General features: G+C 29.9%; 19 protein-coding genes and 1 other annotated feature. Of the genes, 16 read left to right on the top strand and 3 right to left on the bottom strand.

Going from position 1 to position 24,011, the window contains the following annotated elements; genetic code table 11:
- Positions 1-107 precede the first annotated feature (107 nt).
- Positions 108-1,544, top strand: a complete 1,437-nt coding sequence (locus OW730_RS21095) for a leucyl aminopeptidase (protein WP_271226022.1) — start codon at positions 108-110, stop codon at positions 1,542-1,544.
- A 154-nt stretch (positions 1,545-1,698) separates the two neighbouring features.
- Here the strand turns inward: OW730_RS21095 and OW730_RS21090 are convergent, their stop codons facing one another.
- Entirely contained in the window at positions 1,699-2,556 is an 858-nt protein-coding gene (locus OW730_RS21090; protein WP_271226021.1) for a YitT family protein, read from the bottom strand.
- A gap of 232 nt (positions 2,557-2,788) precedes the next feature.
- Here OW730_RS21090 and ymfI point away from each other — a divergent pair, with 232 nt between their 5' ends.
- Positions 2,789-3,529 (top strand): elongation factor P 5-aminopentanone reductase, encoded by a 741-nt coding sequence (ymfI, locus tag OW730_RS21085; protein ID WP_271226020.1) that lies wholly within the window; start codon positions 2,789-2,791, stop codon positions 3,527-3,529.
- Positions 3,530-3,820: 291 nt separating this feature from the next.
- On the opposite strand, the gene amrA is transcribed toward ymfI, so the two are convergent.
- Entirely contained in the window at positions 3,821-5,218 is a 1,398-nt protein-coding gene (gene amrA / locus OW730_RS21080; RefSeq protein ID WP_271226019.1) for an AmmeMemoRadiSam system protein A, read from the bottom strand.
- Positions 5,219-5,287: 69 nt separating this feature from the next.
- Positions 5,288-5,728, bottom strand: coding sequence for a MarR family winged helix-turn-helix transcriptional regulator (locus tag OW730_RS21075; RefSeq protein ID WP_271226018.1), 441 nt, complete (start codon positions 5,726-5,728; stop codon positions 5,288-5,290).
- A 631-nt stretch (positions 5,729-6,359) separates the two neighbouring features.
- Between OW730_RS21075 and OW730_RS21070 the strand changes: the two genes are divergently transcribed.
- From OW730_RS21070 to OW730_RS21005, 14 genes are all read left to right on the top strand, one after another.
- Complete coding sequence (locus OW730_RS21070) at positions 6,360-6,866, top strand: TspO/MBR family protein (protein WP_271226017.1); 507 nt, start codon at positions 6,360-6,362, stop codon at positions 6,864-6,866.
- A 365-nt stretch (positions 6,867-7,231) separates the two neighbouring features.
- The gene (ftsH, locus tag OW730_RS21065) at positions 7,232-9,148 is read left to right on the top strand and encodes an ATP-dependent zinc metalloprotease FtsH (protein WP_271226016.1); all 1,917 of its coding nucleotides are present in this window, start codon (positions 7,232-7,234) and stop codon (positions 9,146-9,148) included.
- 64 nt (positions 9,149-9,212) lie between these two features.
- On the top strand, positions 9,213-9,983 hold the full coding sequence (gene lgt, locus OW730_RS21060; RefSeq protein ID WP_271226015.1) for a prolipoprotein diacylglyceryl transferase: 771 nt from the start codon (positions 9,213-9,215) through the stop codon (positions 9,981-9,983).
- A 332-nt stretch (positions 9,984-10,315) separates the two neighbouring features.
- Positions 10,316-11,620, top strand: a complete 1,305-nt coding sequence (locus tag OW730_RS21055) for a polyphosphate kinase 2 family protein (RefSeq protein WP_271226014.1) — start codon at positions 10,316-10,318, stop codon at positions 11,618-11,620.
- A gap of 146 nt (positions 11,621-11,766) precedes the next feature.
- The gene (locus OW730_RS21050) at positions 11,767-13,212 is read left to right on the top strand and encodes a S41 family peptidase (protein ID WP_271226013.1); all 1,446 of its coding nucleotides are present in this window, start codon (positions 11,767-11,769) and stop codon (positions 13,210-13,212) included.
- A gap of 57 nt (positions 13,213-13,269) precedes the next feature.
- Positions 13,270-13,521 (top strand) — a binding site (T-box leader).
- Between the two features lie 72 nt (positions 13,522-13,593).
- Positions 13,594-15,285 (top strand): arginine--tRNA ligase, encoded by a 1,692-nt coding sequence (gene argS / locus OW730_RS21045; RefSeq protein WP_271226012.1) that lies wholly within the window; start codon positions 13,594-13,596, stop codon positions 15,283-15,285.
- 413 nt (positions 15,286-15,698) lie between these two features.
- Complete coding sequence (locus OW730_RS21040) at positions 15,699-16,490, top strand: ribonuclease H-like domain-containing protein (RefSeq protein WP_271226011.1); 792 nt, start codon at positions 15,699-15,701, stop codon at positions 16,488-16,490.
- A gap of 237 nt (positions 16,491-16,727) precedes the next feature.
- The gene (locus tag OW730_RS21035; protein ID WP_271226010.1) at positions 16,728-17,360 is read left to right on the top strand and encodes a ribonuclease H-like domain-containing protein; all 633 of its coding nucleotides are present in this window, start codon (positions 16,728-16,730) and stop codon (positions 17,358-17,360) included.
- A 71-nt stretch (positions 17,361-17,431) separates the two neighbouring features.
- Positions 17,432-17,989 (top strand): hypothetical protein, encoded by a 558-nt coding sequence (locus tag OW730_RS21030; RefSeq protein ID WP_271226009.1) that lies wholly within the window; start codon positions 17,432-17,434, stop codon positions 17,987-17,989.
- 64 nt (positions 17,990-18,053) lie between these two features.
- Positions 18,054-19,757 (top strand): adenine deaminase, encoded by a 1,704-nt coding sequence (gene ade / locus OW730_RS21025; RefSeq protein ID WP_271226008.1) that lies wholly within the window; start codon positions 18,054-18,056, stop codon positions 19,755-19,757.
- 252 nt (positions 19,758-20,009) lie between these two features.
- A complete protein-coding gene (locus OW730_RS21020; RefSeq protein WP_271226007.1) occupies positions 20,010-20,423 on the top strand; it encodes a prepilin-type N-terminal cleavage/methylation domain-containing protein in 414 nt (137 codons plus the stop codon).
- A gap of 30 nt (positions 20,424-20,453) precedes the next feature.
- Positions 20,454-21,038: a PilN domain-containing protein gene (locus OW730_RS21015; RefSeq protein WP_271226006.1), complete on the top strand. Its 585-nt coding sequence runs from the start codon at positions 20,454-20,456 to the stop codon at positions 21,036-21,038.
- Positions 21,025-21,636, top strand: coding sequence for a hypothetical protein (locus OW730_RS21010; RefSeq protein ID WP_271226005.1), 612 nt, complete (start codon positions 21,025-21,027; stop codon positions 21,634-21,636). The genes OW730_RS21015 and OW730_RS21010 overlap by 14 nt, the downstream gene beginning before the upstream one ends.
- Before the next feature lie 136 nt (positions 21,637-21,772).
- Positions 21,773-23,947 (top strand): hypothetical protein, encoded by a 2,175-nt coding sequence (locus OW730_RS21005; protein WP_271226004.1) that lies wholly within the window; start codon positions 21,773-21,775, stop codon positions 23,945-23,947.
- The last annotated feature ends 64 nt before the right edge of the window (positions 23,948-24,011 follow it).

Here is a 24,011-nt window from a genome sequence, read left to right as displayed (position 1 = left end):
TATTTTATTTATGTATTGATTAAATATCGATACTTTGGAGAGATTTTATTTTTTTCTTAATAAATATAGTGAGGAAAATATGCAGATCTTTGAAAGGGGATGTTGAAATGGATATTAAAGTTTTACAGAACATTAAAGAAGAGAATATTCCAAAAATTATTGGGGTTTATTGTGATACTGACAGTGAAATATATACTGAAAAGGTGAATGTTTTAAAAGAGAAAAAAAGGTTTAATGGCAAATTCGGAGAGATATATCATGTAGATAATGAAGAAGAATTGTTTTTTATTGGATTAGGAGAGAAGGAAAAGATAACTTCTGAGAAAGGTAGAGAAATATCAGCTAAAATTGTAAAAGAATTAGCTAAATATAAAATTGAAAAGGCAAATTATTATGTATTCTGCAAGTGTAACAAGATTGTTAGAGCTATGATAGATGGGTTATACTTAGGGAATTATAAATTTGATAAATATAAGACTTCAGATAAAGAAGAATTTATCATACAAGAAATAAATCTTGTGATTGATAAAGATTTAGAGGAGTGGATTTCAAATGAGGGAATTTCACTTGCTAAATCAACTATCATAGCAAGGAATCTTGTGAATGAGCCTGCAAATGTTATTTATCCAGAATCTTTGGCGAATAGAGTAAAGGAATTAGGTGAAGAGCATGGATTTGAAGTTGAAGTCTTAGGTGAGAAAGAAATTAAGGAATTAGGTATGGAATCGTACATGAGTGTTGCTAGAGGATCAGATAATCCACCTAGGTTCATTATCATGAGATATATGGGAGATGAAGACAACAAGGATGATATTCTTGGGCTTGTAGGAAAAGGTTTGACATATGATAGTGGTGGATACTCAATCAAACCAACTCCAGGAATGGTTAGTATGAAGAGTGATATGGGTGGAGCTGCAGCAGTTATTGGAGCCATGTGTTCTATTGCCCATATGAAGCTTAAGAGAAATGTTATTACTGTTGTTGCAGCTTGTGAGAATATGATTTCAGGAAATGCATATAAGCCAGGAGACATTATAAATTCTATGGGTGGAAAAACTATAGAAATTTTGAACACAGATGCTGAAGGTAGATTAACATTGATTGATGCAGTATATTATATAATAAATAAAGAGAAGGCTACTAAAGTTGTTGATATTGCAACCTTAACAGGTGCCGTACTTGTGGCATTAGGCACTACTAGAACTGCTGTAGTATCAAATAATGATGATTTCTATACTTCTTTAGAAAAAGCTAGTGATAAAGCTGATGAAAAGGTTTGGAGACTTCCTGGGGATGAAGATTATAAGAAGCTTATTAAATCTGATATAGCAGATATTAAGAATCTTGGAGGAAAATATGCAGGATCAATAACAGCTGGATTGTTTATTGGTGAATTTGTTGGAGATACACCATGGTTACACATGGACATAGCAGGGACCGGTTGGACTGATGCTCCAAAGAAAGCTTATGATCATAAAGGTGGAACTGGTGTAGCAGTTAAAACTTTATACTATCTTGCTAAAGAAGAAGAGAATGTAGAATAAAATTGATCTGTTTAAAATTTTATATATAATGAAATACAATATTTTATCTAAAAATAGACCTAGAGTTATAATTTAGGTCTATTTTTTATTGATAATATTTGTTCTTTATTCATTCTTTTTTGTATAGTAAATCTACTAAGTAGTTTATCAATACTTATTCATGTATATTTTTAAAGCCTTCACCTAGAGTTTCAAAAACATCGTAAACTTTTATAAAAGAGTTTGGATCAATTTCTCTAATATAAGATTTTAATCTTATGAACTCTCTTTTTGTTACTATGGTACTTAGAACTTCAACTTCTTTCCTTGTAAAAGCACCTTTTGCGTAATAATATGTAGCACCTCTTTCAAGTTCTTCTATAATAAAGTCTTTGATTTTCTCCTTATGAGAGCTTATTATAACTACCTCTTTATGTGCATTGAAGCTTTCTATTGCTCTATCTATTAACAAGCCATTCATTACAACTGCAAGAAGGGAGTAAAGACCTTTTTGAAATCCGAAGGCCAAAGCGGCTAAAAGAGTGACAATTAGATCAGTAATAAGTAAAGCTTTCCCTATCTCAAGGTGGGTGAATTTATATATGATCTTTGCGATAATATCAGTTCCACCAGTTGAAGCGTTTTTATTAAAGATAATGGCCATACCTATGCCTTGAATAATAATTCCAATAATTAATTCAAGCATAATATCATCAGTAAGTGGTTCTGATATAGGATACAGCTTTTCAAATAGAAGAATTATTCCAGAAAGAGCTAAGCTGCTGTAAATTGTTTTTGCTCCAAATCCAGCGCCAATCACTATGAAACCTAGAATAAATAAGAATACATTCATAATTAACATTAGAGTACCAACATCTAGGAAGGGGATATAATTATTTATAACCAATGCTATTCCGTTTACTCCACCAGCAGCAATGTTATGGGGCATAATGAAAAAATATAATCCGCCAGATACGAGGAATGAACCTAGGGAGATTACTATGTAATCATTTATCTGTTTTTTAAATTTCATATTTATCACCTCTAATTAATATAGTTTACGTAATATCACCATTTATTCAATAGGATTCACATAGTTAAACTTAATTTATACTTGTATCAAAATATCTAAGGTTTTACGATTTTTGGACATGTATAAATTAATAGTTTAACTTGAATATCTAAAGGAAGTAATAAGAGATCAGTTGATTTTTTAAAATGGACAATTATAATTAGAAATATAGATATATAGGAAGGCGGATTTTATGAGATTAAATAACAAAATTGCTATAGTAACTGGTGGCAGTAGAGGGATTGGTGCAGATATCGCATATGAACTAGCTGCTAATGGTGCAGAAATAATTATTGTTTATAAAACTAGAGATGATAAAGCTCGTGAAGTGGTTGAGTTAATTAATTCAAAGGGTTATAAGGCGCATATGTATAAATGTGATGTATCAAGCTTCAACGAAGTGAAAGAATTCACTGAAGAGATTATCGAGAGATTTGGTAAAATAGATATACTTGTTAATAATGCTGGCATAAGCGAGATAGGTATGTTGATAGATATGGAAGAGGAAACATGGGATAAAATAAGCAACACTAATCTTAAGAGTGTTTTCAACATGTGTAAGCATATAGGGAAGCATATGATGTGGAATATGAAAGGTGTTATCATAAATATCTCTTCCATATGGGGTGAAGTTGGAGCATCCTGTGAAGTAGCATACTCTGCAACCAAAGGTGGAATCAATGCATTTACACGTGCATTTGCAAAAGAACTGGCACCAAGTGGAGTTAGAGTTAATGGAATATCCCCTGGGGTTATAAATACTGAAATGAATAAGTGGATGACACAGGAAGAAGAACAAGAGCTAAAAGATGAGATTCCTATGGGTAGATTTGGGGAAGGCAGCGAGATTGGAAAAATTGCAGTTTTTCTTTCAAGTGAGGATAGTTCATATATGACAGGGCAGATTTTGCGTGTGGACGGAGGAATGATTTAAAAGCGTAATGCTTTAAAAGAAGTTGACAACGGACAGTGGACAATTGACAACGTAGGATGTTTCTGCCCTTAAGGGCAGAAACTATATCTTATTGTTCTTTAGGACAAGAGTTTTTTACTCATTTTATCTAAGATAAAATATTGTATTTAAAAAGCAATGTTTTATTTTGTAAATGAAACAAGCAAAATTATCTTGTTTAAGAACAATACAATTATAATTTCTCGAAGAGAAATATCCATCGTTTTCAACTTTCAGTCTTCAACTTTCAACTAAAATAGCCAAAGGCTATTTCTAATGGTAGCGTTTCACCTCAAAGCGCTCCATAAGGTATTTTTCGTCAGGATTAATCCCGGCTTTCTTAAGAACTGTTGTAAGTTGTTCTTCAACTGTATTGATTCCTGGTAAATTTGGGAGTAATACAGCTTTTTTTGTTTCTGTTGATACTATAATCCCATATTTTTTAGGATCAAGATCAGCTTTTGAACAATGTTCTGGGGATTCTAGTATATCAACAGTTATTGATAGGAGTTGTAATTCCTCTTCATATACTGGTGTAAATCTTGGGTCATGTGAACAGGCTTCTATTGCGTTACGTATAATCTCCTCACATGTGGTATCGCATGTTGGTGTTATTGTGCCTATACACCCTCTTAAATCACCGTCGATTTTTAATGATACAAATACTCCTTTTTTATTCCAAAGTAGTTCTTTTGGTGTATTTGAAGGGATATCTATATAATTTTCGTATTTGATGAAGTTTGTTATTGCTTCTCTTGCTAAATTAACTTGAAAACTTTCTTTCTTTATCATGGATAAGAATCTCCTTTCAAAGGTTCTTTCAAGTTTAGTATACTTACTTTCGCAATTATTTATTATATTTATTCTAGAAATACAGTAACCAACTCCAAAAGGGTGTTCATAAGAGATCATATCAGATTTAAAATCAAATTCATCTAAGGTCCCTAAGAGAATTATTATAGATTTTAATGCACATTGACATGCATTTGTAACAAGATCATCATCCATAAGAATAATATCTTCCCAATTTCCATTTACTAAGTGATTAATTAAAGTTCTATCGAATAATTCTCCAGCAGAGTCATAACCATAAGGACTATCTTCTATAAGTTTGTGTGATAGATCACCGCTGCTTATTATTATAAAATTTCCTGGAATATTTGATATGGCTTCTTTTAGCTGCATTCCGAATTTATAATGTTGAAGTTTTGATATGCCCCCATAAGTTATGGTTGTAAGTTTGTAATTATTTATGAATTTATCTATAAAATATAGAGGAACCATTGTACCATGATCAAGTTTATATTCAATATTGTATAGTTCTGCATTGCTGTGGTCCAAGGTTATCAAAGGGATATTTGATTCAGATGTTCTGTTTTTAAGCTCTTCAACTAATTTCTTGTTTATTTCTTTTTCCATAGATAAATCAGAACCGAATTCTTTAAAATTACCTTCAATAAAGTATGAATCCATTATTGAAATACCATCTGTAAAGCTAGGGCCATGTGGAGAAATAACAACAATATTGTCTGGTTTATGAATAGAGATTTCATTTGCAATCATTTTCATTGATGATGTTGTACGAAATGCAACGTGTTGGTTACCCATTCCCACTTCTGGGATTATTATTGGGGGATGAGGGAGAATGTAATGTCCAAGAATTTTACCCATAATATCACTTACCTTTCAAAAGAATAAAAACCCTTAATTAAGGGTTTTTTTAGTGTATGTAATTAAACTTTAATCAAAATGAGATGAAGCTGATAAAACTTCTAAATACTTAACAAAATCTTTCTTTTCACTTTCTTCAAGATCACTTAATAAAGATGCAATATATTCTCTTCTTTGTTTTAAAACTTCTTCAATTAAAGAATTACCTTTTTCTAAAGGTTGAACCTTAACAACTCTTCTATCTTTTTGATCCTTAACTCTTTCTACTAATCCTGTTTTTTCCATTCTATCTACAAGATCTGTAATAGTACTTGGAGCTAAATATAATTTTGAACTAAGTTCTCCAATTGTTAGACTCTTGCACCAGATTACCTTTTGAAGAGCATCGAATTGAGGTGGTGTGATATCATAATTATTTAATATCTCACGCCCTTTTTTCTTTATTTCAAAACATATTTTTCTTAAAAGTAGTTCAATATGTTCTATACATTCATCATTATTGCAGTTCATTGTCTTTTTCTCCTTTCAGGGTGGTTTTAAAAACGAATTATTTATTAAAACTATTTCTTTCAAATAGAAAATTTAAAAGATAACTTTAAGCATTAAAGAACTTATTAATATATTTTCCCTACTTAATAACATTTAATTAACTTGTGAATATAATAATATAGAATAGAAGCTGTTTAAAGCTTTTATTATGTTCTTAAAGTTAACGAATGATATAAAATGATTATCAGCGATAAAATAAAGGAGCGATATTATGTTCTTTGGATGCTATTGTTTTTCGTATCTAATTATTTTGGTTCTCATCCTGTTATTCTTTGGTGGATGCTACAGAAGACCATATAATAGATATTACGGTTATTACTAAAATTTACATTTTAACACTGAAAGCACAGAATTAAATCTGTGCTTTCTAATATTAAATAGAGCACCGAACTATTCTGTTATTTAATTTTATAATAAAATGCTATAAACTTCAATATTTAGAAGGTTATATATGGTATTTAATTTATTCTTTGAGCATACATTTCTCATATGTAGGGTTTTTTACAAAAATTATTTTTAAAACATGCTTTAGAAAATTGTATATTAATAATTTTAGTTAAAACTCAAAAATTAGTTTCATGGGAGGAAAACTATGAGTAAAGTCAAGTTAAAAATTCCTAAATTTAATGGAGAAAGATTGTTTTATTTCTTACTAAGCTTCATCATAACTTTCGGAGCTGCTATTATATCTTCAATATGGGCAAAGAATACAAAAGGTACATATGAATTGTTGAAAAAACCATATTTTGCACCACCACCAATAGTGTTCCCAATAGTGTGGAATATTTTATTTGTTCTTATGGCATATGCCTTATATAGGGTTTGGAGAGATATTAAAAAGAAGCCTGAAAATAGACGAGCTATAAAATTATATTTCATTCAACTTTTATTAAATTTTTTATGGTCACCAATATTCTTTGGTTTAAATTTAAGATTTATTGCTTTTATAGTATTAATCTTTTTATGGATATTTATAGCATTAACATTAAAGGAATTTTATAAAAGAGACAAATTAGCAGGAATTCTACTTATACCATATCTGTTGTGGGTAACCTTTGCTGGTGTTTTGAATTTTAGTATTTGGTTTTTAAATGCGTAGTAAAACGTAATTGAAAATTGAAGTTGAAAATTGAAAACGTAGGACATTTCTCTTCGAGAAATTTTAATTGTATTGTTCTGGGACAATAGGAGTTTACTGGTTTATTTGGTATGAAACATTGTAGTTTGAAATTAATATTTAATTTTGAAAGTCAAAGTAGTAAAAACTGATTATAGTGTATAATCAGTTTTTTTGATTCAGAAGATTTAAGTAGGTAAAGCAATCATGAACACAGAACGATGTAAATCTTAAAGTGAGAAATAGGTATAAAAGAATAAATTAATTTTCCTAGGAGATAATAATTTTCATTAGAAGAAAAAATACGTGAGTGTGTGAATTGTTACCAATAAGGAGAGGAAAATTATATGAATCATAAACCTGATGAAGATAAGAAAAGGAAAACTAATAGAGAAGAGAAGAATGCTTCTGAGAAGCGTAATGATAAAAAAGGCTTAAAAGAAAAAGTTACAACTCATAAATTTAAGTTTGGTATTGGGTATATTTTAATTGTTTTTATAATTCTTTATTTGATAAATAATTTGATTCATTCATTAACATATGAACAAGTGTTATATAGCAAGTTTGAAACATTAGGTAGAGAGGGGAAAATTGAAGAAGTAAGAATAGCATCAGATAGAATATATATTTTTTTAAAGGAAGAAGAGAAGGATAAAAAGGTTTTATACACTGAGAGAATTCCTCAGGATTACAGTGATTTAACAGTAAAACTTAAGGAATTGAATATTGAAAACTATGGAGCTATAAGAGAAAAGGAAAATCCACTTTTGATTATTTTATTGAATTGGGTAGTACCGTTGCTAGTTTTTATGTTGTTAGGTCGTATGATTTTAGGTAGTATGCAGAAGAAGATGAGTGGGGGCGTAATGGATTTTGGAAAGACGAAGGCAAAGATTTATGCTGAGAGGGAGACAGGGGTAGGATTTAAAGATGTTGCAGGACAGGAAGAGGCAAAAGAGTCCTTGAGAGAAATGGTTGATTTTTTAAATAATCCCGAAAAGTACAGAGAAATAGGTGCGAAGATTCCTAAAGGAGCATTGTTAGTAGGGCCTCCAGGAACGGGGAAGACCCTTATAGCAAAAGCGGTTGCTGGAGAGGCTAATGTTCCTTTCTTTTCTATGTCAGGCTCTGAGTTTGTGCAGATGTTTGTTGGAATGGGTGCTTCTAAGGTTAGAGATTTGTTTAAACAAGCCCAAGAAAAGGCTCCATGTATTGTTTTTATAGATGAGGTTGATGCTATCGGTAAAAGCAGGGACAGCAGAATCAGTGGAGGCAATGATGAACGTGAGCAAACCTTGAATCAACTTCTTACAGAGATGGATGGCTTTGATTCTTCAAAAGGGGTTGTAATATTAGCTGCTACAAATAGACCAGAGGTATTGGATAAGGCATTATTAAGACCTGGAAGGTTTGATAGAAGAGTTATCATGGATACTCCAGATTTTAAAGGAAGATTACAAATATTAAAAGTACATATTAAAGATGTAAAAGCAGGAGAGGATATTGAACTTGAGAAAATCGCAAGGATAACTCCAGGAGCAGTAGGGGCTGATCTTGCCAATATTATAAATGAGGGAGCTTTGTTAGCGGTTAGAAATAATCGAAGATTTATGACTCAAGAAGATCTTGAACAGGCGGTTGAGGAAGTTCTAGCTGGTAAGATAAAGAAAGAGAGAATACTATCAAAGGACGAAAAGGAAATTGTATCTTATCATGAGATTGGGCACGCGCTTGCGGCGGCTTTATTGAAGAATACAGATCCTGTTCATAAGATTACTATTATTCCAAGAACAATGGGTGCACTTGGATTTACAATGCAGCTGCCAGAGGAAGAAAAGTATTTGAACTCATATGATGAATTAATGGATAAGATTGTGGTGCTTTTAGCTGGAAGAGCTGCTGAAGAAGTAATATTCAATTCTATTACTACTGGAGCATCAAATGATATTGAGAAGGCAACGGATATTGCTAGAAGCAGTGTTGCCATATATGGTATGAGTGAAAAGTTTGATATGACGCAGCTTGAACATGTTCAAGGTCAGTATCTCCATGGTTCAACTGTTAAGAGATGCTCAGACAGAACAGAGTATGAGATTGATAATGAAGTTGTATCAATTGTAAAAACTCAGCATGCAAGAGCTGTTGAACTTATAAAAAAACATAAAGATGTTTTGAGTGCTTTAGCAGAAATATTAATAGAAAAGGAAACCTTAACTGGAGAAGAATTCTTAAATATTCTTAAACAATATAATTTGAAAGTTTAAATAGAAGGAAATATGTAGTATAATTAGGAGTAGAATTTATACAATCAAGAAATGGAGGGATATCATGGATCCAGTGGCATTTGAATTATTTGGAATTGATATTGCGTGGTATGGAATTTTAATTTCACTTGGAATGCTTGTTGCTTTAGGATTAAGTAACTATACAAGTAGACTAAAGAAGATTAACTATGACCTTCTTTTAAATGCTGTGTTGATAGCGTTGCCATGTGCAATTATAGGTGCTAGATTATACTATGTATTATTTAGTTTAGATTATTATTTAAACAATCCTATTCAAATTATAAACATTAGAGAAGGTGGGTTAGCCATTCATGGTGGATTGATTTTTGGAATAGGTAGTGGAGTAATTTATCTTCTTAAGAAGAAAGAGAATATTATTAAGTATGTTGATGCTACAGTTCCATGTATTGTTATTGCCCAGGCAATTGGAAGATGGGGTAATTTCATGAATCAAGAAGCACATGGTGGAGAAGTAACAAAAGAATTTATTAGCAGATTCCCAGAATTTATACAGAAGGGTATGTTTATAAATGGGGCTTATTACCATCCAACCTTCTTATATGAATCGGTATGGAATGTAGGCATATTCATAATTCTAATGATAATGTTATTTAAAAAGGTTAGAGATGGATACACAACATTTACATATATCGGCTTATACTCTCTAGGTAGATTCTTTATTGAAGGAATGAGAACTGATAGCTTATATATTGGTGGAATGAGAATAGCTCAATTAGTAAGCTTGTTAGGTGTTGTTGCGATGATAGGTTTTATTGTTTTTGACCAAGTTATTAGGAAGAAACAAAGACAGTAATAAAAATGTATAATGTATAATTGATAATGTTGGACATTTCTCTTCGAGAAATTTTAATCCTATTGTTCCTTGGACAATAGGATTTTTCACGTTTTATTTTAAATAAAACATTGTATCTTAAATACAATATTTTATGTCAATATAAAATGAGTAAATTCTCATTGTTCTAAAGAACAATATAATTTAGTTTCTGCGTAAGCAGAAACATCAATCATTATACATTCTACATTATCAATTATACATTTGTTTTTAGTGTGGTTTTACTGCTTATTTTTTTATGATTTATGGAAAAAATAATTTTTATAACATATTCAGTTTATGGAGTGAAAATTATGAATGAAAATAGAGATTGGAAAGAAGAACTGAAATTACTAACCTTAAATAATTATAATTGGATTAAACAGAGTAAAGGGCTAATTATTCTTTTATATGGAGATGAAAAGCTTGTAAAAAAATATGGGAACATCCTCTATCTTAATACAGAGCCAAATAATTGTAAGTTAATATTAAGAGAATGCGATAGTAAAATATTTTGGATAAAGTATTCACCTGATTTTGGTGAAATAAATTTTATTTTAAATGGATGGCTTGGAGATGTAGATAAAAAAGGATGCAATATAAAAAAGAATGAATTTGATGAGGTTAACAGGTTAGAGGAAGTATTGAAGTGTGGCGGAATCGAATTAATAAAAATATGTTTAGTAGAAAAAGAGAAAAGTAAATATAAAAAGCTTGAAGAACTAAATTCTATATGGTCACAGTGGGATGTTATAAAATGTGGAGAAGATAAGAACGAAAATATTTATAAAATCATTCATACTATAAATCAAAGGTTAAATAAGTTTGTAGATGAAAGGGCAAAAGAATTTAATTATGAGGATAAAATAGTTGAGAATTACAAAGAGGTTGAACAGAAAGTTGAACTTGCCTCTGTTAAAAGTTATAAGGGTTTTGATGAAAGTGACTATACTATTAATAAGGTTAAGGAAGCATATAAGAAAGATATGCCTGAGTTAATTAAATCTCTTAATAAGAAAAAAGAAAAAATAGTGATAATTTTTGAGGGAATGGATGGATCAGGAAAAGGGAGTGCTATAAAAAAAGTCTTGAAGAATATTGAGCCCAGTTATTATGATTTATTTAGAATTAGAGAACCTAAGTATGAAGATAAGAGGGCACATTTTCTTAAAAGATTTATGGAAAAGGTATATAGTGAAAAGCCATTAGTGGTACTGGATAGAAGTTGGTATGGAAGGGTATTGGTAGAGCGAGTTGAAAGACTTGATAGTGAAGAAAATATTCAAAGAGCTTTTAAAGTGATATATAATTTTGAAAAGGAATTAAGAAAATCAGGTATTCATGTTATGAAATTCTGGTTAAATGTATCAAAAGAAGAGCAAATGAAAAGATTTAAAAAGAGATTAAATAAGAAGAATAAAAGATGGAAAATTGGAGAAAGGGATTGGAAGAGTAGATTGAAAAGTAATAGATATAATGAATATTCAAAAGATATGTTTAAAAGAACAAGTTTTAGTTTCTCACCTTGGATAATCATTGAAGGAGATAATAAGAAAAAGGCAAGAATAGCTGTTATGAGAGAGATTATGGAGTTTATAGAAAATGTAAATACACCTTGAAAATATTTATTCTTTATATACAAATTTAATTTTAGATTTCTTGAAAATGTAAATTTATCAGTTAAGAAATCTATAAATGTTGTACATAAAATTACTCTTGTGATAAAATAAACAGGCGTATGAAAATATATTTGGAGGGTTAAATTGTGAGGCGTATACATAAAATATTGTTTATGTTTATGATATCCAGCCTGTTTTTTGTTTCATGCAATAATGAAACTGTGATTATAAATGAAGTTAAAAATAATCAGGGAGAGATATCTATAAATAAAGAGAATGGACAGGAAAAGGTATTATCTGTTAAGGAAAAAAGTAGTGATGTTGAAAATTCAAATGATAGTGAAAGTACAAATCAAGATGAGAAGATAAAGCAAGAAATAAATACTACTGATGAAAATAAAGAGATGGTTCCTCAAGAATTGGAGTACATAATAAATTTAATCGAAGAGATTCATCCAAATCCATATAAGTATGTGAATAAAAATGAAATATTAGAAGAGGGGAATAAAGTTTTTCTTGAGTTTAGTAACGAGGATGAAGGGGAATACTTGCTATATAAGAGGTTAATAAGCTTGTATAGAGACCCAGCAATACGTGTAAAGGATTTAAAGGAATCTAGAAGAAAATTGAAAGTTGATTTGATTGGTGGACTTTCGGGAGTATATGTATCAAATAATAGTGAATTTTTGAAAAAAGGAGATAGAGTTGTTAAAATTGGAGGCATGCCTATTGAGGATTTATTAGAAATAGGTATGAAATACACATCTAGCAATTCAAAGGAAGAGTTGTATTGTAATTTAGATAACATTATTAGAGATTTTAATTTCTTACTAGATGCTGGTGCAATAAACAAAGGTAAGGTAAAAGTTGAAGTGATTAGAGATGGAATTTCAATATGTGAAAATGTTTCATTTGAGAATGAATCTATAGAATATGATAATAATAATAGTTATGAAACTTTTGATAATAATCATATAGCCTTATTAGATATTAATAATTATGAAGGTAATGAGGAAAATAATTTCACTTTCCAATCATTTTTTAAAGAATCAGTAAATCAAAGTGTTGAAAAGATAGTGATTGATTTAAGAACTGATGGACATATTAGTATGAATATTATAGATGAAATTATTAAAAACTTAAGTTATAAAGATTACTATAATTATGATAATGAAATAAAAAAGAGTTCACAATGGGAAGAGTCTTCATATAAAGATCTGAGTTTTATAAAAAAAATCTTTAAAGGGAAAAAGACTAAGAGTAAAGATAAAAATAGTTTCACCTATGATAAGGAAATTTTTGTTCTAGTTAATGGAAATAGTGGACCAGATGCTATTAGGGTTGCAAATCTAATTAAGAACAATTTTTACGGTCAAGTAATTGGAGCATTGTCAAATTCTGAGGTAAATAATTTTGGAAATGATGTTGAAATACAGTTGGCACAAAAAAATATAAGTATTAGTGTACCAACCACTGAATTCATTTATCAGGGTAAAGGTCCTAAAAGATTGAGTTTAGATAGATACAGTGATAACTTTAATGATAATAGTCTTGACAAAATATTATTAAAAGAATTATTATATGAAAACTGAACCTTGACATATTATCTATATAACATATATAATCTAAAGTAGTTTAAAAGAGAATAGTTAAATTCTGAGAAGAGGAAAGTATCCCTAGAGTGTATTCTAACAGATATTATATTAATATCTTCAGCGAGTGGAAGTTGGTGTGAGTTCCGCAGAATAGCTAGAGTGAAGAGAGCCTTGGAGAACCTATCTGAAAATCGCAAAGTTTTGTGGGTAGTAAGATAAGGCGCAAATGCGTTAAAAAGTTGAGTGGATGAATTTATATTTTAAATTTGTCAATTAGAGTGGTACCGCGATTTCCTCGTCTCTATTTATATAGAGGCGAGTTTTTTATTTGCTAGAAAATAGAGATATTTGAGTAAATGATGAAAGGAGAAGATGATAATGGATAATAAAAAATTAGTAGCACAGAGAATTGCTGAACATGTGGATATGGATGTTATAGACATAGAGAAATTAGTTGAAATACCACCAAGATCTGATATGGGGGACTTTGCATTTCCTTGCTTTATTTTAGCTAAGACATTAAGAAAAGCGCCACCTATGATTGCTATAGAATTAATGGAGAAGATGAATAAGGAAGGGTTTGAGAAAATCGTAAATAATGGACCATATCTTAACTTCTTTGTTGATAAGACTGTGTTAATAAAGAAAACCATAGAAAAAATTCTTATTGAGGGACTTGAGTATGGTAACACTTCAAACGGAGATGGAGAAACTATTCTAGTTGAATATTCATCACCTAATATAGCTAAACCTTTCCATGTTGGACACTTATTTACAACTGTAATAGGAAACTCTTTATATAAGAGCTTTAAATCTCAAGGGTATACTGTTGAGAGAATAAATCACCTTGGAGATACAGGAACGCAATTTGGTAAACTTATCTCAGCTTATAAGAAGTGGGGAGATGAAGAAGCTTTAGAAAAAGAACCTATTAAAGAACTTTTAAGAATTTATGTTAAGTTCCATGATGAGGCAGAGAAGAATCCAGAGCTAGTTGATGAAGGAAGAATGTACTTCAAGAGACTTGAAGATGGATGCGAAGAAGAGGTTGCTCTTTGGAAGAGATTTAGAGAGTTAAGCTTAAAAGAGTTCATGAAGGTTTATGATATGCTTGGAGTTGAGTTTGATTCTTATGCTGGTGAAAGTTTCTACAGCGATAAGATTGATGACTTGGTTGAAATGATAGAGAATACAGGATTATTAGTTGAGAGCCAAGGAGCGCAAGTAATAGATCTTGAAGAGTATAATATGCCTCCTTGTATCGTTAAAAAAGCTGACGGTGCTACAATTTATGCTACACGTGACCTTGCAGCTGCAACTTACAGAAAGAAAAAATATGATTTTAGCAAGAATATTTATGTTGTTGGTAAGGATCAGTCATTACACTTTATGCAAGTATTTAAATCTCTAGAGTTAATGGGATTTGAGTGGGCTAAAGATTGTATACATGTACCATTCGGAATGGTAAGATTTGCAGATAAGAAGTTATCAACAAGAAAAGGAGACGTTATTTTCCTTGAAGATCTTCTTAATGAAGCTGTTGCTAAAACTTTAAGTATAATAAATGATAAAAATCCAGAATTAGAAAATAAAGAAGAAGTTGCTAAAGAGGTTGGTATTGGGGCAGTAATTTTCACATACCTTAAGAATAACAGAACAAGAGACATCGTATTTAACTGGGATGAAATGTTAAGTTTTGAAGGTGAAACAGGACCATATACACAATACACTTATGCAAGAGGTAAGAGTATATTAAGAAAACTTGGAACTGCTGCAGAGGAAGTTGATTACTCATTACTTAATACAAAAGAAGAGTTTGAACTTGTTAAGCTTCTTGAAAACCTTGAACATTCAATTAAATCTTCTATTGAGAAGTTAGAGCCAAGTATAATAACAAGATATGTAATTGATGTTGCAAAAGGATTCAATAAGTTCTACAATGCATATAATATTGGTGCTTCTGAGACAGAAGAATTAAAGAATGCAAGACTTAAGCTTGTTGAAGCTACTTGTATTGTAATAAAGAAATCATTAGATCTTTTAGGTATTAAAGTAGTAGAAAAAATGTAATACGTAAAGGAAATGTATAATGGATAATGTAGAATGGAGAATGATTGACATTTCACTCTGTGAAATTTTAATTATATCCTTCATCTGATAATAAATTGGTTACTCGTTTTATCAAAATAAAACATTGTATTTTATATACAATATTTTATTTTCAGATAAAATGAGTAACCTTTTTCTTTTCTTATGAACAGTAGAATGTAGTTTCTCACATGGTGAGAAGCATCCGTCATTATACATTATCCATTATCAATTATACATTTGTTTTATACTGTTTTTCATTATAAAAGAATTTACTTAAGGTATGAATTAAAGGCAATAGATTAAATTCTCTATACTCCTTTATAATATTATGATTTTAATGTATAATAAAGAGTAGAGAAAAGAGCGTATTGTTCTAGTTTGGAGGATATTTAATGTTTTTTAAGGAAATGCTTCAGGACATCGAGCTTGAGAGCGAAATCATAAGAGAGTATGATTTAGAGAATGTTGCTTTCTTTGACATTGAAAGCACTGGGTTTAATAAGACTCAAGACATAATAATGTTAATATCATTAGGATTTTTTAAAGAAGGAAGATTTGTAGTTAGGCAATATTTTGCGGAGTATAGAGAGGATGAGATAAGTGTATTAGAGAATTTCAGAAATGATCTTAAATCCTTTGATAAATGGTGTTCATATAATGGAATAGCTTTTGACGAGCCTTATATTATTAAAAGAATGGAAAAGCATAATATAGAGTTTACTCCCCCTACGGAGCATATTGATCTATACAGAATGATAAAACCTTATCATAACCAGCTAGGAATTGAGAGATGTAATCTTAAAAGTGTAGAGAAATATATTGGAATAGAGAGGGAAGACAAAATTGATGGTGGACTAACAGTACAGTTGTATAAGCAGTTCTTATATACAAATAACGAGAGTATAAGAGATACTATCATGCTTCACAATTATGAGGATTCTTTAAATTTACCGTTATTGTTCAAAATTATTAGTGAGATTGATAAAAATCCAAATATCAAAGTGGAGAAAATATCAAAAAATCAACTTAATTATTTAAGATCACTTCTTAGAAAGAACAAAATGACTCTAAAGAGTAATGTAGAGAAATTAAGTAGAAAAGAAGCTGCCGCAGCAATTGAGGCGTTAATAAAAGGTGCTACTGATCCTAAAAAGATTGATGAGATTATTCAAGAAACTTATTAAGTAATATATTAATATAGTAATAATAAATTTAATAATAAAGATACTAGGCCTTATTTGGGGATTCTAGTATCTTATTTTTCTATCATAATTTTCATTTCTTGTTAATTTGCTTACATTCACTTAATTGAGTTTAAGTGAAAATAATGATAGAATATTATTGAGAATAAGAATAGAAAGTGTGATTATTTGATTCAAATAAATAAGGGTATAAAAGTGGATGGGTCCTTTGAGGATTATATGATAAATATTGATGGAAAGGAAGTATCCAGCAGAGAGATATGTGAAAAAGGTGTTTTTTTAGACCTTGAGCATTATGTATATAAAAAACCAATTGGTGTTGTTGTATTTGGAGCATGTATATTTGATAAAAATATTAATGAACTGCAATTTTTACAATATATGATGGAAAACAGAGGGGAAAAGCAAATTGTCTTATCACAGGCAGAAGAATACCTAAGATATATGTATGAGTGCAAGGGTAAGAGATACATAATAACATTCTCAGGAAATAATGATTTTCTTGTACTAAAACATTTATCAGAAAATGAAATGTTTGATTTCAATGTGGTTAATAGATTAAAGCATGTGGATATTCAGAAGGAATATGAAAAATTTGAGAAGAAGATTATAGGACTTAAAAAATTAGAAGAAATCATGAACATTCAAAGGGAAAGTGAAGTGCTTAATGGAGCCAAAATTGCTAGAACTTTTGGTAAAATTTTTTCTAAGGAAAACTATAGGATGGCAAATGAGAAAAGAGATAAACTATTATTATATAATCAGCAAGATGTCCTTAGCTTATATTATATAATGGAAAAGTGGAAATCCATGTTCCTTAATAAAGAAGAAATAATAGAGAGTAAAGAATAAATATTGTTGGTATATAAATTCACTTCTTATAATAATGTTATAATAACATATTATTTAAGGAGTGTATTTTTATGGAATTAAAAACAAAGTCCTTACACGATAATGAAGAAAAACAGGGTATTAATGCACGAGATTCTTTAAAACTTTATGCAAAGATGAATGGGGCCTTAACGTTATGTGAACTTTTAGCTTTGAATGCTAAGATAAAATGTCAAAATGAAACAACTACAGAAATAAAAGACCTTAGAGATATTTTTTTTAGTAAAAATATTGGTGAAATTCTCAAAATAATATATAATGACTTTAATGGAATTAAAAAGAGTTGTGAAATTGAGGTTGAAGATGACCAAGGGGTTAAAGAAAAGTATAATGTAACCTTATTCTTAGATATTCAAAATAAGAAGATAAAAGATGGTAGGATTGTTTTATTTAAAGAGAAAGGAATGCCTTTTAGGCTTTATGAAATAGAGAATGTTATTAGGGGTAGGTATGTTAATAAGTTAATCCATAAGAATATTATTCTGATAATTATTAATATTCTTGAAAATAGGGGCTTTAAAGATAGTGATGTAGAATCCTTTATTAAAGCTTATTTAAATGTTATTTATGATATAAAATCTGATATTTAATATTTTATCTATTACTTTTGAAGAGTTTAAAAGTTCAAGAAGTACTTAAATAGGAGGCGAGAATTTGAGAGGATTAACAGAAGAGATAAAGTATTCTCTTGGTGAAAAAAAAGCTGATTTGGTTTTAAAGAACGCTTCAATTTTAAATGTCTTTACTAAAAAGATTATTAAGAATGATGTGGGTGTTAAAGACGGAAAAATAGTGGGTATTGGGAGATTTAGTGGAATAAAAGAAATTGATTGCAGTGATAAATATGTTACTCCCTTATTTATTGATGCGCATGTGCACATTGAATCATCCATGATGACACCAAGCGTTTTTTCTCAAGAGGTTTTAAAGAAAGGTGTGGGAACTATTATAGCAGATCCTCATGAGATAGCTAATGTGCTTGGAGAAAAGGGAATAGAGTTCATGATTAATGATACAGCTGAAGATGGTGCTGATATTTTCTACATGTTACCATCATGTGTGCCAGCTACAGATATTGATGACAATGGAGCTGAAGTTGGAGTAAAGGAATTAAAAAGATTAAAGCAATATGACAATGTTATAGGATTAGGAGAAGTTATGGATGTTCCTGCTGTTATAGCAGGAAGAGAAGATATGATACAGAAACTTGAGTTGTTCAATGGAGAAATAATTGATGGGCACTGTCCTAACATAAGTAAAAGATGGTTAAATGCATATGTTGCTGCGGGAGTAATGACAGATCATGAGTGTTCAACTTCAAGAGAAGCTCTTGAAAAGATAGAGTTAGGAATGAAGATTCTTGTAAGAGAAGGCTCTGCGGCTAAGGAATTAAAGAAGTTGATTCCTGCAGTGAATAAGGAAAATGCACACATGTTCTGTTTTTGTACAGATGATAGACACATAGATGATATTATGGAAGAAGGGACTATAAACAATTGTGTTAAGAGAGCTATAGATTTAGGTATGGATCCTGTTTTAGCATATACCTTGGCTTCATATAATGCAGCTCGTATATATAACCTTAAGGATAGAGGTGCTGTTGCGCCAGGTTTCAAGGCGGATTTACTGATTCTTGATGACCTTGAAGATGTAAGTATAAACAGGGTTATAAAGAATGGTAAAGAAGTAACAGAGAATAGGGTTTCTGTTGAAAACAAATATATATTTCAAAATACTATTAAGATTAGCGAAATTACAAGTGATTTATTAAAGGTTAAATCAGAAGGTGACCTTATAAATGTTATTAAAGTAATTCCTAATTCCATAGTAACAAAAAAAGAAGTAAAGCAAGTTATTACTGAGGGAGAATTTGTATCTGAGGTAAAAGGAAGAAGGATAAATAAAATAGCTGTTTTTGGTAGACATACAAAATTATTAAAATATTCAGTAGGATATATTGATGGATTTGGAATAAAGAATTGCGCCCTTGCTCAAAGTATTTCTCATGATTCACATAATATTGTATGTGTAGGAGATAGTGATGAGGATATGACTAAAGCTGTAAATAAGGTTATTCAAATGGGAGGTGGAATTGCTCTTGTCTGTGAAGGTAAGGTTATGGAAAGTATAGCCTTGCCTATAGGAGGATTAATGACAAACATGAGTCCTGAATTCATAAGTGACAGAATTAGAAGGATTAAAGAAATTTTAAATGGAAAAGGAATTTCAGGTGGAGTGGATCCATTAATTACATTATCTTTTATGAGCATTACAGTAATACCAACTCTTAAAATTACACCTAGAGGGCTTTATGATTATAATATAAATGAGTTTATTCCTCTTTTTATAAAACAATAACATATTAAGCAAATATAAAGAAAAAAGAAGAAAGAATAAAGAAAAAATAATGATACCTTTCAGCAGAGCTGAAACCTTACAAATTAGAACGCCGATTTAGTATCGGTGTTTTTTGTCGTTAAAAAATACCTGAAAGTCGGTAAATAATACCTAAACATGGCAAAAAGCAAAGAATAATAATTCAATAAAAGGATAAAAATAGCAATATGTAATAAGAAAAATTTACGAATCAATAGTAACGGAGGTTGTACTATGTTAAAAATTATTAATAACAAGAAAAGAAAAGGATTTAGCCTTGTAGAGTTAATAGTTGTTATTGCTATAATAGGTATTTTAGCAGGAATTGCTGTTCCGAAATATACAGCTTATAAGAACAATGCAAATAAAAAGGCAGATGAAATAACTGCAAAGCTCCTAGGGGAAGCGGCTCTTATGGCATATGAAGCAGGAGAACTAGGTGATGTTGATGAATCAACAGGAGCATTGAGTTCAGGGGATTTAGCAGATGTATGGAGTTATGTTAAGGGTGGAACAGATACAGTTGCTAAAACTGGTGGAACTTGGGGAATTACTTTTTCTCATGATGCAAAGAAGATTAAATCTACAGGAACTATAACCGTTTCAAGTACAGGAACAAATTCAATAAGTCACATTGTTGAGTATTAAGATGAAAGTAAAAGTGATTTATGAGATTATATGAATGATTTGAATTTTTTCTATGGTTTTATAGAAGAAAAAAGGAAAAAGACTAGAATATTAAGCATTACTTCATTGTTAATTATATTTTTTTTAGGAACTGCTGCAAGCTTGGTGTTGTATTTAGATAGGGATATTTATAGTGAGAAAATGAAAATTCAAATGCAGAGTAAAATGGTAAACACAACAATGTGGAGTGGATTTGAAGAAAACTTAAATGAAAAATTTAGAGATAATATTAAAGGTGAGAGAACACTAGAGGAGTCGTTATTACAGGTTAAAAATATTAAAGAACATATTGCAAGTGTAAATAAAATTACAACTAAGGGATTGATGAGTATGTTTAAGGTTTTACCTCAAAATGTAAGTATAAGTTCTTTAAAAGTGAAGGAAGGCAACTTCTCAATGGAATGTAGATCTCTAGATAGAAAGGGAGTAGCCTCTACCATTAATAATCTAAAGGCAGTAGGTTTTAAAGAAGTATCTGTTCCTTCTATAGTAGCAGAGGAAAATGAAGGTGTTACTTCTTACAGGTTTGCAATCTCAGGATGGCTGCAGGAGGGAAAGACACATGAAAATGACTAAAAGGGAGAAAGTTATGCTTATTGTTCTTTTCCCTCTTATAGTAATATTTATTTATTTGGATTTTTTCATAAAACCTAGATTTGAAGAGTTAAGAGTCCTTAGAGAGGAAAAATATTTACTACAAGGTGAAATTAGTAAAATTGAGCATACTAGGAATTTTAAGAAGTTAAAAAAGGCAAATGATAAAGAATTATCAACGGAAATTAGTTTATTATCAAGGAACTTATTTGAGTATATAGAAGAAGATGACGCCATTAATATAGTAGATAAAATTATAAAAAAATCAGGAATAAATATTAGAAACATGTCTATATCAACAGAAGATGCTGGCTCTGAGCATGAAATGGGTAAAAGTTTTCCAAAAATATGTGTAGCCTTAACTTATAAAGATAGTTTTCATGAGTTAATGAGGTTTATATCACAAATAGAAAGCTACAATAAGGTAATAATCATTAGGGATTTGAGTATTGCTTGTGAAGAGGCCTTTGAGATGACAGGAGGGCTAACCCTTGAGTTATATTATATTGACATTGATAAAGGAGAGGAAAATGAAGTCTTCTATCCAGCTTCAAACAGAGTTAATCCATTTACTAAATAATTATAATAATAGAAATAAAAAAATCACAGACAAAATATATGCTGTGATTTTTTTATTTTGGTTTTAGTTATTCAGGTTTCAGTATATAATAAAATAAATACATAAATTGTTATTTTGATTGAAATTGGAGAAAAGTATGATGATAAATAAAATAAATCTCAAAGAAATCTTAAAGAAAATATTTAAAGGAATAATAAGTACATTCAAGGAATTGAAAGCAGTTAATAGGTTAATAAAGATTATTATTTTGATAGTAAGTTTTATTCTTCCTGCTTATATTGAAGTTGGAATAAACTTTTATTTAAAATTTATAGTGTTTTTTGTGATTTTTAATCTGTTATTTTATTGTGGTTATTTTATTGTTGGAATTCTTAGTAAACCACTAAAATTTATTGATAATAGATTGTTGGGGATTCATAGTGGAATATATTTAGCTTTTTATGTTGTTAGTACTGAGAGCTCTTATTCCTTTTTTGAAGAAGTTAATGCTGTGGTAATAGTAGTAATGGTTATTTCATATTTAACATTTTTTATTTCAAAGAAAAGTACTAGCCTATTTCAAAAAGTATGTTATATTATGCCTTTTAGTGTTGTGATCATAATTCAACTATTAAGCTTCCATTATGGTGAATATTATTATACTGGAGATAATGAAGAAAGAATTAATAAGATTTATTCTCAATATTTAAAAGATAATAGAGATATATACAATGTTTTAGATGAAAAGAATATATTAAGTGATTATAAAGTTATTTGGTATGGTAATAAAAATGATATTAGAAAGAATTATAGAAATGGAAAATTGAAAACTGAATTGGTTACTATAGGAAAATTTATAGAGGAGCCATTGGGGATTGATAAGATATGGAGAATGGTATATTGGGATACTGATTTCAAGACTTTGCCTATGAATGGACATATATATTATCCAGAGAAAAAAGGGTCATACCCACTTGTTGTTGTAATACATGGAAATCACTCTATGGAAGAACCTTCTGAATTAGGATATGAGTATATAGGAGAATTCTTATCTAAGAGGGGATATGTGGTAGCTATGGTTGATGAGAACTACTTTAATGGTAGTTGGAGTGGCGGATATTCTGATGAGAATGATGGAAGAGCGTATCTCACACTTAAGCATATTGAGCAAATTTTCAAGTGGAATAAGGAAGAGGGGAATCCTATTCAGGGTAAAATTGATGAGAAGAGTGTAGCTCTTATTGGTCATTCAAGAGGTGGAGAAACTGCATTTCTTTCAAAATTGTTTACAGAGATAAGTGAAGAACCAGAAGAGTATGGGGTAGATTTTAATTTTGATATTGATATTAAATCAATAATTGCATTGGGAACTACTTATGGTCAGTATGAATCTTGTGGGGATTATCCTAAAATACATGATGTGAACTTTTTAGCGCTACAGGGCAGTAATGATGGGGATGTATCTGAATTTCAAGGGAAAAAATCCTATGATAATGTCCTGTTCACTGGTGATGACTTTTATTTTAAGAGTTACTTATATATTGAAGGTGCTAATCATGGACAATTCAATACAATGTGGGGAGACGAGGATGATGATTTCCCTTTAAGTTTAATGATAAATAAGAGTGAACTTATAAGTGGTAAGAAGCAGAGAGATATAGCATTGAAATATACTTATCTTTTTTTAGAGAGCACATTAAATGGTAGAACAGAGTTTATACCAATATTTCAAAATTATATGAATGGAACTAACGAGAATGAAAACAAACGATTCATTAACGGGTATAGTGACTCGGAGAAATATGACATTGTGAGTTTTGAAAAGAATAATTTTACTTATTCTATTTCATCTGAATCAAAAGTTAAAAAGGCTGTAGATGACTCTTTTAAAATAAAGAAAATAAGACTTAGGGATGATGGTAAGCTCAATAATAAAGGGATTTATATAAGTATTGATGAAAATACTAAGAATATTTTAAGTTTTAACCTTATGAAAAATGTAGAAATTAACAAATATAATTATCTCAGTTTTGATATGGTTTCATTTGGAAATGAGGAGCTTACGTATAACTTAAAAGTTCAAATTATAGATAATAAGGGTCGAGAATTTATATACAGAGTTAACCAGTTCTACCCATTATGGGATAGTATTGATAGTTATATCATGAAAACTAAAACCTTAAATGATGATATAGGAAAAACTGAGGGAACGGTATTTCAGACGGTTCTTTTACCATTAGATGATACAGTAAAAATCGACAATATCTCTACAATAAAGTTTATTTTTGATAAAGGAGAGTATATTTTAGATAATATAAGTCTTATTAAATAGATATAAGTCGTATGAAAATAATTTCCATAAAAAGGAAAATCATTTATAATATAAATATGCAAAT

Origin of the sequence: Oceanirhabdus sp. W0125-5, assembly GCF_027938815.1 — a bacterium.
Taxonomy (GTDB): Bacteria; Bacillota; Clostridia; order Clostridiales; family Clostridiaceae; genus Oceanirhabdus.
This window is presented reverse-complemented; position numbering and strand designations above follow the sequence as displayed.